Here is a 12,960-nt window from a genome sequence, read left to right as displayed (position 1 = left end):
TCATTCTCCTCCTTTCGCAAGGCTGATTCTCGGGTCAGCAACCTTATAAAGGAGGTCTACAACCAGGTTCATCAGAATAATAAATGCTGCCAGGAAAATGGTAGTTCCCATAATAACCGGATAATCACGGTTCTGGATGGACTGTACGAAGTAACGTCCAAGTCCTGGAATTGAGAATACACTCTCTACAACAAAACCACCACAAAGAGTAAAGGCCACCTGCGGTCCTAAGTATGTAATAACCGGAATCAGTGCATTTCTAAGAGCATGCTTGAAAATAATCTTTTTGTTCTTCAGACCTTTGGCGCGGGCTGTCTTAATGTACTCCTGGCTTAAGGAATCCAGCATGGCAGAACGTGTCTGACGTGCTGTATAGCACATTGGGTAAAAGCCCAGGGCAAAACATGGCAGTACATAGGCGCGCCATCCCTGCGACGGATCAAAAATAGACGGAAACAGATTCAGTGCATTGTTTCCAGTCAGGGTTACCAGAAGAACAGATGCCACAACGAAGCTTGGCATGGAGATTCCAAGTGTACAGATCACACGAAGAATGCTGTCTGTCAGCTTGCCTCTCTTAAATGCGGCAAGACAGCCAAGAGGTACACCCACCAGAATCGCCCATGCAAGTGCAAGTGCACCTACCTTGGCAGATACCGGGAACATATCCACGATAATGTCAAGAACTGCACGGTTCTTCTGCATCTTAAGTGATACACCGAAGTCACCGTGAAGAATATTTTTCAGATACATAAACAACTGTACATAGACCGGCTTATCCAGTCCATATTTGGCATTCAGCGCAGCCAGTGTGGTCTCAGAAGGTGTTTTTTCACTGAGCCATGGGCTTCCAGGTACAGCATTCATCAGCAGGAAGGTAAGACAGGCTACCAGAAAGATAGTCAGAATCGCCATTCCAAGTCTTTTTGCAAAATACTTTCCCATTTTTCCTCCTTATTTTTTCCGGTCGAAAACATTTATTTCCGTTTCCTTTATGAGAGATGCCATCAAAAACATTACACCCATATCAGACTGATTTCTGACCAGAGTTCATTTTTTAATATGTAAAAAAAATTATAGCATTTCAATTCGCTTTATTCAAGTAACATTTTAAACTTTAGAACGGTGACGGTGCAATTTTTTAAGCTTGTACTATTTTTCAGTGCTATTATGGTATATTTTTTGTGTATTTTATACAAAGACATTTGTTTGTTTCACAAGTGCAGATTGTTTATCATAACTCTACAGCATGTTTAAAAAAAACTTTTGAGCCTGTTTTAAAAATCATTCCTGTAATCTGTACAGGACCAATCTATTTTCCAATTCAAAAAAGAAGGATACCAGCTTGGCATCCTTCTCTCTCAATTCTTACCAGTTCCCCTTTTGCTTCATCCGGCTCCGTATCTTTGCCGCAGCTCATAAGAAAAGCCACACCCAGAAGAACCAGCAGCAGAATCCAGCCTTTTTTTCTCATATAGTTCTCCATTTCACACTGTATTTCTGTGAGTATGTGCAAAATAGAGCATATTATGCATAATGGACGTGTTTTCTCAAAAACCCTTTTTCTTTATATAGAAGGCAATGTCATGATAAACCCGCTTCCGGTCTGTCTCATTCAGAATTTCGTGGCGCATTCCCGGATACAGCTTGCCTTTCACGTCTACATAACCGGCGCGCCGCATATCCTGCACTGCTTTTGCAAAATGACGCACGTTGATCATACAGGGATCATCAGAACCACTGACAAAAAGCACGGGCATTTTCGGTCTGGTGCAGTGCCAGTGCTTTACGTCGTAAGCACGCTTCATCAGCTCAAAAAGTGCCAGATAGCCATCATCTGTAAACGTAAAGCCACAAAGTTCAGAATCGGAGTATTCCTGAGCTGCTGCCTTATTGGCACAGATCCAGGAAGTACAGTTTTTGTCCTTGCGGAAGCGCATCACATTTCCGGCAAAGGAAAGGGTTTCGATAACTTTACTCTTGTGAGCTGGTCCAAACACAGCACTTTCCATATGGGCAATTGCTTCTCCAAGAGATCTTGCCCCATTCTTGCTTGGAGAACCACAAACGATCAGCATGTCCATGCAGTCATCATGATCTCTTGCAAAAGCGCGCACGGCCAGCGAACCCATACTATGCCCGAATAAGATCAATGGCAGATCCGGAAGCTGCTGGTGCATTTCCCGGTTCACCACCTCAATATCCTTGAGGATCGCATCCGCGCCGCCGCCATACATATATCCCAGGTCATCCAGCGCCCGCACACTTTTCCCATGGCCACGGTGATCGTGGATCACGCATACATAGCCTTTTTTAGCCATGTATTCCATAAAGGGAAGATAGCGCTCCTTGTATTCGCTCATCCCATGAACAAGCTGCAGGATTCCTTTGTACGGTGTCTCATCCGGAACCACTGCCAGAACGGAAATATCAAGTCCATCCGCCTCTGATTCTATATAAGCTTCATACTTTGCACCCATAGTTTTTCCGCCTTTCTTCTTTTTTTATTATCTTAACATAAATACCCGGTATCCGTAAAGTTACTGGTTACTTTGAACGGAGTGAGCAGTAACACTCTGTAAATACTTTGACACTCTCCCAAGAGTATACTATAATAAAAAAGATGTCACACAGATTTATATGTGAAATTTTTACAGACGGTCAATTTATGAAATTATAATATCATAGACATCGCCAGAGCATGTTTGAAAAAGGCTTTCTGCAAGATGTGCGTCACAATTTGTGGGAAATTTTGTCTGGATGAGGGCGCCTCAATGGGCTACGCAGGCCGAATTCGGGCGAAATATACCGCAAAGTGGGACGTGCAGATTGTGGGAATGATTTTTCAAACAGGCTCTAAACTTAACAAGGAGGAAACATGGAAGAAAAACAACTAAATATGCCAGATGAACACCCTGTTCCGAAGAAAAAAAGAAAAGGAAAGGCCGGACGCATTCTGCTTCTGCCTATTCTTATCCTTATCGCCGGCGCAGCCATTGGCTACTATTTCTACGAACGCAGCCAGCCAGCCAAAGAATTGGATAAATATCTTACCGGCATCCAGAGCCTTGATTTCGACACAATGGAAAGTATGCTCCAGAGCGCCGATCTTTCCGCTCTTGACAATGCAGATGTGCGAAACGCCACCTACGAAAGCTTCTTCAAATCCATCAACGCCAAAATGACCTGGAAGATCACAAAGACACGTTTCAGTTTTCAAGACGGCACTGCAGAAGTCACTGCGCGGATCCGCTATGTAGACGGATCTGACATCTACCGTGAAACTGTAACCGAATTCCTTCGTCAGATCGTTTCCAGCGCCTTTTCCGGAGAAAGTCTTACAGAACAGGAAACCCAGGACAAGCTTGCTGCTATTTTAATAGAAAAAGCCTCCAGCCTGGAAGACAAATTCAGTGAAACAGACATTGTTTATCCTATGATCAAAGTAAACGGCCAATGGAAGGTTACAGCTCTTGATGATGAAACAGTAAAGATCATGTCCGCCAATTTCAAAAGTGTAGAGGATGAGATCAGCCAGGCTCTGGCGGATTCCGACTCCACAGCAGAGGGAACCGATGGTCCAGCTGATTCTGTGGTCCAGACGCCTGCCACATCTGATGGAACCATTGATCTTTCCAACCAGCGTTTCTCTATCCACTATACCAGAAATGTAGTTTCCACAGACTTTGGCGGTGAGCCCTGTCTTCTCGTCTACTACGACTACACAAATAACGGAGAAAGTTCTTCCAGTGCTATGGTAGATGTAAATCTTACCGCTTATCAGAATGATGCGGCTCTTGAAGCAGCTATTCCGGCAAACAGTGATGAGGCTGTTGATGCATTTATGAAAGAAATCCAGCCTGGAGAAACGGTAAATGTATGTCAGGCTTTTTCCCTTAATGATATGAGCCCGGTTACCTTACATGCTTCGGACGCATTTGGTCTGGATACAGGAATTACAGCAGCACAGACATTAAATCTCCAGTAAAAGAAGCAACCAGCACATCACCATATGGGAAGCACAATGAAATCTTTTATACGCGAAAGTTCCGTTTAAGGCTTTCGCGTATTTTTATGTCTCTCTTTGCAGTTTCAGACAGTCCCCCTGTTTTTTGCTGCTAAAATTCCATCTTTTACCACATTTTATACAGGCTTTTTCGTATAATTTCCACGATAAAAAGAAACACTATAGTTACGAAAGGATGGTGACTTATGGAAAATAAATTTTTAAATTGTTTCTGTCTGACTCTTACAATAATCGGCGCTGTCAACTGGGGACTGATCGGGTTCTTCAACTTTAATCTGGTAGCTCTCATCTTTGGCAGTATGAGCTGGATTTCCAGAATCATCTACGCGCTGGTCGGACTTTCGGGTCTGTATCTGCTCAGTTTCTATGGAACAATCTGCTCCAATGAAAATAATGCGTCATAAGTTAAAAAAGCCAGGAAACTTAATTCCTGGCTTTTAAAGAGCGATAGACGGGGCTCGAACCCGCGGTCTCGACCTTGGCAAGGTCGCGCGTTACCAACTACGCCACTATCGCACAAGCGGGTGATGGGAATCGAACCCACGTATCCAGCTTGGAAGGCTGGTGTTCTACCATTGAACTACACCCGCACATCATATTCAGATGTGTTTACCTGACATTTGTCAGAAGAGCGATAGACGGGGCTCGAACCCGCGGTCTCGACCTTGGCAAGGTCGCGCGTTACCAACTACGCCACTATCGCATAAGCGGGTGATGGGAATCGAACCCACGTATCCAGCTTGGAAGGCTGGTGTTCTACCATTGAACTACACCCGCACATTTGTGCTTGTCCGTCACAACGAAGATTAGTATATCTGATGTTGGAATATTTGTCAACAACTTTTTTGAAATTTTTTAATTTTTTCTTTTGTTTCTAAGATTGATGCAATATTGCTTGTCTGTTAGAGCATGTTTGAAAAAAGCTTTCTGCAAGATGTACGTCACAATTTGTGGGAGATTTTGCCCGGATGAAAGCGCCGTAGCGGGCTACGACAACTGAATTCGGGCGAAATATACCGCAAAGTGGGGCGTGCAGATTGGGGAATGATTTTTCAAACATGCTCTGGAGCAGTCAACAGTTACACGGTTCACCATATTCAAAGCGATGCATGTTACCAGATTCACACTACGACTTTCTGTTTTTCCAGAAATGATATTTTCTAAAATACCACCGTGCCTGTTCTGTTGACTGCCATTTTCTTTTTATTCCGTTAATTTTCCCAGTCCCATACATTGGAGGCTTCCACATGTGTACGCGGCTTCTTGATCACCAGCTCCGGACTCTTCGCACTTACCTTGGAGTTTGCAGGAATTGATTCTGTAATGAATGTGTTTCCGCCGATGATCGTATTCTCCCCAATTACAGTTTCTCCACCAAGTACAGAAGAATTGGAATAAATGGTCACATTATCTTCAATAGTAGGATGACGCTTCACACCAGAAAGCTGCTGTCCTTTTCTTGTAGAAAGAGCGCCAAGGGTAACTCCCTGATACAACTTCACATTATTTCCAATAGTAGTCGTTTCACCGATTACTACGCCAGTGCCATGGTCAATAAAGAAATATTCCCCAATCGTAGCACCTGGGTTAATATCTATTCCTGTGTGGTCATGAGCATACTCTGTCATAATCCTTGGAATAAACGGAACCTCCTCCAGATAAAGGATGTGTGCCAGACGATACACATAAATTGCCAGAAATCCCGGATAGGAGAAAATAATCTCCTCTTTACTCTTCGCAGCCGGATCACCGTCAAAACCAGCCTGCACATCTTTCAGCAGCATCTCCTGCACTTCCGGAAGCTGCTCAAAAAATCTGGAGGTTATCTGTGCTGCCTTGCCGCATGCACTGGTCATATCCTCGCCAACATACAGAAAAGCCGTCTCAATCTGCGCCTGCATACGGTCAAACAGGTCATTGAGCAGATATCCGGTATAATGTTCCGGAAAAACAGCTGCTCCCGAATCAATATCGAAATATCCCGGAAAAATAACTGATCTCATTTCTTTCACAATATTAATAATCGCTGCACGGACTGGAAGATGTCTTCCGCTCTTTGTCAGAAACAGCTCTTCCTTACGGTAATTGGCAGTCAGACGCTCTACTGCATTCTCTATGGATGTCTTTTTGTCACTCATAACTGGTCTCCTCGTATTTTGCTTTCCTTTCATATTATTACACTATTCTTTTTACGTCAATAAAAAAAAGATTGACCTTTATCCAATCCCCCGATATAATGGAGAATGTCATGGAGATGTACCCAAGTGGCTGAAGGGTCCGCACTCGAAATGCGGTAGGCCGGGTAACCGGTGCGAGGGTTCAAATCCCTCCATCTCCGTTTCATAATTGTTTTCGTGCAAATTTTATTAATTTTGCCTTGACAACTGTTCCTTTTGTATGTATAATTGCAACAGAAACAAAACATAGGGGATTGGTCAAATGGTATGATAGGGGTCTCCAAAACCTTTGGTGGGAGTTCGATTCTCTCATCCCCTGCTCTTAAGCGTCAGAAATCTTGTAATTCAAGGTTTCCGGCGTTTTTTTATCGCAGCATCAGAGCTTGTTTAAAAAAAGTTCTAAAACATATCTGAAATAAAGACATTCTTCTACTATCCGTCTTCTGCAGACTTCGCAATACAAAATAAGGAATATGAAACAGCAAACCATTCCATGCTGTCTCATATTCCTTTATTATTCATTCAGAACCACCTTGTTTTATTTCTTCAACAACATCACATGCTCTGGTGGAAAATACAGATACTTTGGGATATTGTCCTTTGCAGTTTCCTGGAAATTCTTTTTCTGGCACATCCACCACAAAGTGCCGCTTTCTGCAGCCCCTTTATTACGAAACAGATACTGATGCTCAAAAGTATTTTCAATATACTCCTCAACCTGCACTTCCATGGTATTCTCACCAGCCTTAGTTGCCGGCCTCATCCAATGTCCCCGGATTCCAACATGGGTAATATCCTCTGTCACTTCCTGTTCTGAACGAAGCATAAGCTCCCAATCCAATGCATAAACCTCATGGCTGCCCATCTTCTGCACTGCAGAAAAATTCTTACATCCAGTCAGCCTTGCAGCCTCCAGATACTGAGGATTTTCGAAAATATCCCTGGTCTCACCAGTAAGAATATCTTTTCCATTATTCAACAGGGTCAGCTGACCGCAGAACTTATAGGCCTCATCCCTACTGTGAGTTACCATAATCATATCGCCTTTGTAATCTTTCAAAAAATTCTGCATATCACGCTGCAAAATATCCTTCAGATACCCATCCAGCGCAGAAAAAGGTTCATCCAGAAGAATCACCTCCGGCTCTCCGATCATCATACGCGCGAGAGCCACCCGCTGCTGCTGACCGCCAGAAAGCTGCGACGGCAAATGCTTTTCCAGTCCCTCCAAATGATATCTTTTTATGTAATCTGCAACCTTCTGTGAAAGCTCGCTTTTTTCCCCTCGATACCCGCAGGCAATATTCTTTTCCACAGTCATAGTTGGGAAAAGGGCATAATTCTGAAACAGGTATCCAACTCTTCTCTCCTGAGGCTTTAAATTAATTTTTGCCTCAGAATCAAAAACAGTCTTCCCGTTAATAATGATTCTTCCGGAATCCGGAGTTTCAATTCCGGCAATACTGCGAAGAGTCATACTCTTTCCGCTTCCGGAAGCGCCCAGGATCCCTATAGGTCCATCCTGCCCCTTCAGTCTTACATCCAGGGAAAAGCCTTTAAAATTTTTCTGAATATCAAGTTCAATCGCCATTATATCCACCTTCTGGTCTGCATTCCTCTGCCGGAAGCAATATTAATTGCTGCAACCACCAGAAATGAGATCAATATGATCACTACGACCCAGAGACCTGCCATATCATAATTTCCAGCTGCAGTCTCCGATGCAATTGCAACAGAAACCGTCCTTGTCTTTCCAAGGATATTGCCGGCAAGCATGGAGGTTGCTCCATATTCTCCAATGGCACGGGCAAAAGCCAGTACAGTACCGGAAGCAATTCCAGGTCCTGCTGCAGGTATAATTACCTTCCAGAATATCCGGCTTTCACTCATTCCCAGAGTTCTTCCTGCATAGATCAGATTCACATCCACCTGCTCAAAGGCCGCCCTGGCATTTCGATACATCAGTGGAAACGCGATCACAGAAGCTGCGATCACACATCCGGTCCATGTCTGAACTACTTTAATATCAAAATTGTCCAGCAGAAAACTTCCAAAAGGCCTTTTCAGGCTAAAAAGCAAAAGCAGGCAGAATCCAGCTACTGTAGGAGGCAGAACAAGAGGCATTGTCAGAATCCCATCCAGCACTGCCCTTGCTCCCGGTTTCAGTTTCATGATCTTCCTTGCACAGAATACACCCAGAAAAAAAGCAAATATAGTTGCTGCCACACCGGTTTTCAAAGAAATCCACAAAGGACTCCAGTTTATTTCACTGAGAAATTCTACCATATTATTATCCTTTATTCTGCAGTGTCTTCAGATGCTTCCTCTGTCGGCTCTGCGGTCTCTTCAGCGGCTGCCATGTCATCCGTTTTCTCGCCATTTACATAAGCTGCAAATCCATATTTCTCAAATACTTCAAGAGCTTCATCAGACTGAAGGTACTCAAGAAATGCTTCTGCTGCTGCTTTATCATCATCACTTGCTTCTTTATCTTCTACCATTCCGGCAGGGTAAAGTACAGGTGTTTTAAGGCTTCCCTCCGGTGCCTCTGCAATAACCTCAACAGAATCTGCCACAGAAGCCGCATCCGTAGCATATACGATACCAACCTCATTACTGCCCTCACTTACAGATGCAAGTACATCTGTAACATTCTTACCCTCGTTGATCTCCATCTTGTTTACTTCATCTGTAATTCCAAGATTATCAAAAATCTCGCGTGAATACTGTCCAACCGGAACATCCTCTCCGGCAAGGGCAAGGTTTGCAGCATCTGGAATGTTCTCAAATCCGGTTACCTTGGTCTCTCCCCCCTTTGGTTTAATGAGAACAACTTTATTCTCAAGAAGATTCACTACAGAATCCTTGTCAGCAATCCCCTCGTCAACCAGTGCATCCATCTGCTTCCTAGCTGCTGAGAAGAAAATGTCGCAGCGGGCGCCTTCCTCAATCTGAGTCTGCAAAGTTCCTGAACTGTCTGCATTGTAAAGAATCTCAACATCCGGATAAGTTTCATTAAAATTCTTCTGAATCTCTTCCATGGCGTTATTCAGGCTGGCTGCAATAAATGCGTAAACCTCACCTTTCAGTTCCGGTGTCTCTGCTTCAGCAGATACGAAAGTAGTTCCAAACATCATAGTTCCCATAACACCAGCCATAAGTGCTGCAAAAACTCTTTTTTTCATTTCACGCCTTCCATTCTTGTTGTATTTTGTTGTGTTTTGTTATGTTTTATTCAGTTTCATTCATTATACTTAATTTCATTTGCTATGTCAATTTGAACCTGCATTGTTTGTACAATTTTTATTAGTTCACACAAATTTTTTTTACTTTTCATTTTTTCTCCAACGAAACACTCCTTGTTATTTTCTTTCCAACATGCTATGATATTTAAATACTACCAATAATAAATACAAAAGGCAGCTGCTTCTCAGCTATGGAACACGTTCATACTCCTGTCTAATCTCCTACTTGCTCATATGTTCCGATCTGTCTGATATCCATCCATTCAGCATATAGACATAATGAATACACAGCTGTCTTTCAGGAGTTTTGTAGTAAATAATGAAAAGAGGATTTAACTATGAAATTAAGTGCACGCAACCAGTTAAAGGGAAAAGTTATCAATATCAATAAGGGAGCCGTTAACTCCATCGTCACAATTGATATCGGAGGCGGCAACATTATCACAGCTACTATTTCCTGTGCAGCTGTAGAAGAACTTGGACTTGAAGTTGGCTCTGACGCTTACGCAGTCATTAAGGCAACCAACGTTATGGTGGGAATTGATGAATAAACTTTATACTGCTCAGGAAATTGCAGACAAGCTCCAAATTAAGAAGACCACGGTTTATGAATTGATCAAACGTGGAGAATTATATTCTTCTAAAGTAGGAAAACAGCTTCGCATCAGCGAGCAGCAGCTGAAACAATACCTGGAGCGTTCCGGTTCCGGCAATAACATGCCAGATCAGAAAGCCGTTTCTTCCAGTACCCCTAACGGAAATCTGCAGATTCCGGAACTTCCTCCAGAAAGTTCCCTTTTGAAGAGGGATTATCTTCTCCACTCCAGCGGACTGATCCTTTGCGGACAGTTTTCCCCGGCTCTCGAACTTCTGATCAGCCAGATGTCCATTCACCCTCAGGGGATCCCAGTCCTTCAATCCTTTATGAACAGCTACAACAGCCTGTATTCTCTTTATTTCAAAAAGGCTCACATAGCATGTGCAAGTCTGGATCTGGAACATATCCGCAGCCTTGTCCCAGGTGTACAGCTTTCTCTTTTATGCCTTTATGAGTATTCCATAGGGCTTTATGTTCCTTCTGGAAACCCTTTGAAGCTTTCAGGTCTGATGGATTTCGCCCGTAAAGACATAAAGATTGCCAATCGGGAAAAAGGAAGTACACCACGGATTTACCTGGACCAGTTTCTTTTCTCAGAAAAAATTTCGCCAGCCAGCATATCTGGTTACCATACTGAACTGGTATCTGATATTTCCACTGCCGCAGCTATTGCTACGCACAAGGCAGATTCAGCTCTTGGAGAAGAATACGCAGCACACCAGTCCGGACTTCTGGATTTTATTCCGCTTCAGACACTTCCTATGTATCTGGTCATGGAAACGGAAGCCCTTTCCCAGCCTGGATTCTCTGCTCTTCTTGAAATTGTACGGTCTGAAGATTTCCGAACGATTCTTCAGGGACAGACCGGATATAATGTGACACGGACAGGGGAACTGCTTTCTCTTTAAAATACCCATGGATAATAAAAATGCTTTTAATTTATTTACGCAGCTTCTGAACTGCTGTTTGAATAAATTAAAAGCATTTTTTCTTAGAACGCATTTGAAAAAGCCTTTTTCAAACACGCTCCTGATAAGTCATTCGGTTAACAAAAAACTCTATTTGAAAAATAATTATCAGGCATTCCACGCCTATTTTCCGGAAACAATATTCTGCATCCATACACCTTTCTTAACCAGCACAAACCCCACAATACACTTCAAAATATCTCCCACCTGTACCATGGCAAAAACAGCCAACACGTGTAAACCTGTGAAGCGACTGAGGCAATACGCAATTGGTACACTAACACACCACACAAATACACTGTCAAATAAAAATGTAATGATCGTTTTTCCACCGGAACGCAAGGTAAAATATGAAGCATGCAGGAATGCGTTCTGCGGCATAAAAATTGCCATGATCATAATAAAGTATTTCGCCAGTTCCTGCGCATCCAGATTGGTGTTATACAGCTTTGGGAAAAATGGTGCGACAATCAGCATGACTAATGCCACTCCAGTGCAGCACATAACAGAAAATGCAATCATCTTATTATCTGTATCTCTGGCCTTCTTCATATTTCCCGCGCCTAACAGCTGTCCCACTACAATGGCAACAGAGTCTCCCAAAGCGATGAATACAACATTAAAAACATTATTAATGGTATTTGCAATATTCTGTGCAGCTACTACGTTTAATCCCCGAATAGAATAGCACTGGGTAAGAATTGCCATTCCGGCTGCCCAGAGAGTCTCATTAAGCAGCAGCGGAGTTCCTTTGATCAAAATCTTCTTTGTTAAATTAGCTGGTACCTTCAGAGTACTGTAAAGACCTTTGGCAAAAGGCATTTTCTCTGTGTGGGTATGTGACCAGATAATTATAATTGCAGCCTCCACATAGCGGGAAAGAACAGTCGCAATAGCGGCTCCTCGTACCCCCAGCTCTGGAAAGCCAAATTTACCATAAATAAGAAGATAGTTGAATACAAGATTCACAAGTACTGCAGTAACTCCCGCCTTCATAGGCTGAACAGTCTCTCCGCATTCGCGAAGAGTACTGGAGTATGCCTGACTGATCATAAATGGCGGCAATCCAATAAACATGATCCACAAATACTGCATTCCATATCTGCTCGTAGCCTCCAGCGCAGCTGCACTTCCTTCGCCTTTCAGATACATGCCGATCAGGTTTTCTCCTGAGCACATTAAAATCAATATTGTTATAATTGTGAGCGCAATTACCAGCCATAATTTGTAGCGAAATGTCTGGCGCACACCTTCATGATCCTTCTGGCCTGCGTACTGAGCTGTAAAAATTCCAGCACCGGACACGCCTCCAAACAGACAAAGATTGTATACAAAAAGAAGCTGATTTACAATGGCTGCCCCTGACATTTGCTCTGTGCCAATCCTTCCGATCATAATATTGTCCAGAAGACTGACAAAATTAGTGATACCATTCTGTATCATAATGGGTATTGCAATTGCAAGTACCATTTTGTAAAAGGCCTTATCTCCCAGAAATTTCTTCCGGAATCCAGGCTTAGTTACTGTGTTTTCCATTTATCAATTTCCCCCTTCATTTCCAAACTGTAAAACAGAATATTTGTTCTGTGATTACAGCGTGGTAGATACTAAGTTACTACATATTTTCAAATAATGCAATAGGTAAATGTAAACAAATGAGAAAATTTTGCAATAGGAACATACACACAAAAAAAACGATAACCAACCGGCTACCGTTTCCGTTCTGTACCTTCAAAACTACATACATGTTACATCCTAATGGAATCATTTTACCTCTGCGTGAGTCCGGCAGCCGCTTTGCAGCCGCCTTTCTCATTTCTTGGTCAAGCCCTCACCCTATTAGTAACAGTCAGCTCCATGTGTTACCACACTTCCACCCCTGCCCTATCTACCTCGTCGTCTTCAAGGGGGTTTACTTCTTTCGAATGGGACATCTCATCTTGAG

At 43.0% G+C, this 12,960-nt stretch carries 14 protein-coding genes, 6 tRNA genes and 1 rRNA gene; 7 read left to right on the top strand and 14 right to left on the bottom strand.

The window, feature by feature from the left end:
* The 3 genes from I4V84_RS10335 to I4V84_RS10325 form a co-directional block, all read right to left on the bottom strand.
* On the bottom strand, nt 1-945 hold the full coding sequence (locus I4V84_RS10335; RefSeq protein WP_118579219.1) for an ABC transporter permease: 945 nt from the start codon (nt 943-945) through the stop codon (nt 1-3).
* Between the two features lie 379 nt (nt 946-1,324).
* Nucleotides 1,325-1,474, bottom strand: coding sequence for a hypothetical protein (locus I4V84_RS10330; RefSeq protein WP_173716424.1), 150 nt, complete (start codon nt 1,472-1,474; stop codon nt 1,325-1,327).
* Nucleotides 1,475-1,550: 76 nt separating this feature from the next.
* Nucleotides 1,551-2,480 (bottom strand): alpha/beta hydrolase, encoded by a 930-nt coding sequence (locus I4V84_RS10325; protein ID WP_118579222.1) that lies wholly within the window; start codon nt 2,478-2,480, stop codon nt 1,551-1,553.
* Nucleotides 2,481-2,726: 246 nt separating this feature from the next.
* Here I4V84_RS10325 and I4V84_RS20555 point away from each other — a divergent pair, with 246 nt between their 5' ends.
* From I4V84_RS20555 to I4V84_RS10315, 3 genes are all read left to right on the top strand, one after another.
* Nucleotides 2,727-2,897: a DUF6783 domain-containing protein gene (locus I4V84_RS20555; protein ID WP_334285705.1), complete on the top strand. Its 171-nt coding sequence runs from the start codon at nt 2,727-2,729 to the stop codon at nt 2,895-2,897.
* Nucleotides 2,879-3,988, top strand: coding sequence for a DUF5067 domain-containing protein (locus I4V84_RS10320; RefSeq protein ID WP_195991884.1), 1,110 nt, complete (start codon nt 2,879-2,881; stop codon nt 3,986-3,988). The genes I4V84_RS20555 and I4V84_RS10320 overlap by 19 nt, the downstream gene beginning before the upstream one ends.
* A gap of 224 nt (nt 3,989-4,212) precedes the next feature.
* Nucleotides 4,213-4,431 carry a DUF378 domain-containing protein gene (locus I4V84_RS10315; RefSeq protein WP_118579225.1) on the top strand — a complete coding sequence of 73 codons (219 nt, stop codon included), beginning with the start codon at nt 4,213-4,215 and terminating at the stop codon, nt 4,429-4,431.
* 39 nt (nt 4,432-4,470) lie between these two features.
* Here the strand turns inward: I4V84_RS10315 and I4V84_RS10310 are convergent.
* The 6 genes from I4V84_RS10310 to epsC all read right to left on the bottom strand — a co-directional run bounded on the left by I4V84_RS10310 (nt 4,471) and on the right by epsC (nt 6,165).
* Nucleotides 4,471-4,543, bottom strand: a tRNA-Gly gene (locus I4V84_RS10310).
* 3 nt (nt 4,544-4,546) lie between these two features.
* Nucleotides 4,547-4,617 (bottom strand) — tRNA-Gly (locus I4V84_RS10305).
* Between the two features lie 40 nt (nt 4,618-4,657).
* Nucleotides 4,658-4,730, bottom strand: a tRNA-Gly gene (locus I4V84_RS10300).
* Nucleotides 4,731-4,733: 3 nt separating this feature from the next.
* Nucleotides 4,734-4,804: transfer RNA gene (locus tag I4V84_RS10295), tRNA-Gly, on the bottom strand.
* A 97-nt stretch (nt 4,805-4,901) separates the two neighbouring features.
* A complete protein-coding gene (locus I4V84_RS20550; RefSeq protein WP_334285704.1) occupies nt 4,902-5,087 on the bottom strand; it encodes a DUF6783 domain-containing protein in 186 nt (61 codons plus the stop codon).
* Between the two features lie 151 nt (nt 5,088-5,238).
* Nucleotides 5,239-6,165 (bottom strand): serine O-acetyltransferase EpsC, encoded by a 927-nt coding sequence (epsC, locus tag I4V84_RS10290; protein WP_195477801.1) that lies wholly within the window; start codon nt 6,163-6,165, stop codon nt 5,239-5,241.
* 112 nt (nt 6,166-6,277) lie between these two features.
* Between epsC and I4V84_RS10285 the strand changes: the two genes are divergently transcribed.
* A tRNA-Ser gene (locus tag I4V84_RS10285) sits at nt 6,278-6,365 on the top strand.
* Between the two features lie 87 nt (nt 6,366-6,452).
* Nucleotides 6,453-6,523, top strand: a tRNA-Trp gene (locus I4V84_RS10280).
* Between the two features lie 219 nt (nt 6,524-6,742).
* On the opposite strand, the gene I4V84_RS10275 is transcribed toward I4V84_RS10280, so the two are convergent.
* The 3 genes from I4V84_RS10275 to modA are packed head-to-tail and all read right to left on the bottom strand — an operon-like array spanning nt 6,743 to nt 9,389.
* Nucleotides 6,743-7,795 carry an ATP-binding cassette domain-containing protein gene (locus tag I4V84_RS10275; RefSeq protein WP_195991882.1) on the bottom strand — a complete coding sequence of 351 codons (1,053 nt, stop codon included), beginning with the start codon at nt 7,793-7,795 and terminating at the stop codon, nt 6,743-6,745.
* Nucleotides 7,795-8,490: a molybdate ABC transporter permease subunit gene (modB, locus tag I4V84_RS10270; RefSeq protein ID WP_195991874.1), complete on the bottom strand. Its 696-nt coding sequence runs from the start codon at nt 8,488-8,490 to the stop codon at nt 7,795-7,797. The genes I4V84_RS10275 and modB overlap by 1 nt, the downstream gene beginning before the upstream one ends.
* A gap of 11 nt (nt 8,491-8,501) precedes the next feature.
* Nucleotides 8,502-9,389: a molybdate ABC transporter substrate-binding protein gene (modA, locus tag I4V84_RS10265; RefSeq protein WP_148463777.1), complete on the bottom strand. Its 888-nt coding sequence runs from the start codon at nt 9,387-9,389 to the stop codon at nt 8,502-8,504.
* 398 nt (nt 9,390-9,787) lie between these two features.
* Here modA and I4V84_RS10260 point away from each other — a divergent pair, with 398 nt between their 5' ends.
* Together I4V84_RS10260 and I4V84_RS10255 are read left to right on the top strand one after the other, a co-directional pair.
* Nucleotides 9,788-10,000, top strand: coding sequence for a TOBE domain-containing protein (locus tag I4V84_RS10260; RefSeq protein WP_118579240.1), 213 nt, complete (start codon nt 9,788-9,790; stop codon nt 9,998-10,000).
* Nucleotides 9,993-10,955 (top strand): helix-turn-helix transcriptional regulator, encoded by a 963-nt coding sequence (locus tag I4V84_RS10255; protein WP_118579243.1) that lies wholly within the window; start codon nt 9,993-9,995, stop codon nt 10,953-10,955. The genes I4V84_RS10260 and I4V84_RS10255 overlap by 8 nt, the downstream gene beginning before the upstream one ends.
* 183 nt (nt 10,956-11,138) lie before the next feature.
* Here I4V84_RS10255 and I4V84_RS10250 read toward each other — a convergent pair whose 3' ends face one another.
* Both I4V84_RS10250 and I4V84_RS10245 read right to left on the bottom strand, forming a co-directional pair.
* Nucleotides 11,139-12,551 (bottom strand): MATE family efflux transporter, encoded by a 1,413-nt coding sequence (locus tag I4V84_RS10250; RefSeq protein ID WP_195991865.1) that lies wholly within the window; start codon nt 12,549-12,551, stop codon nt 11,139-11,141.
* 283 nt (nt 12,552-12,834) lie between these two features.
* Nucleotides 12,835-12,960 (bottom strand): 23S ribosomal RNA (locus I4V84_RS10245); the annotation flags it as partial.

It is taken from the genome of Ruminococcus sp. 1001713B170207_170306_F1 (assembly GCF_015668065.1).
In the GTDB taxonomy this organism is placed as follows: Bacteria; Bacillota; Clostridia; order Lachnospirales; family Lachnospiraceae; genus Blautia_A; species Blautia_A faecis.
This window is presented reverse-complemented; position numbering and strand designations above follow the sequence as displayed.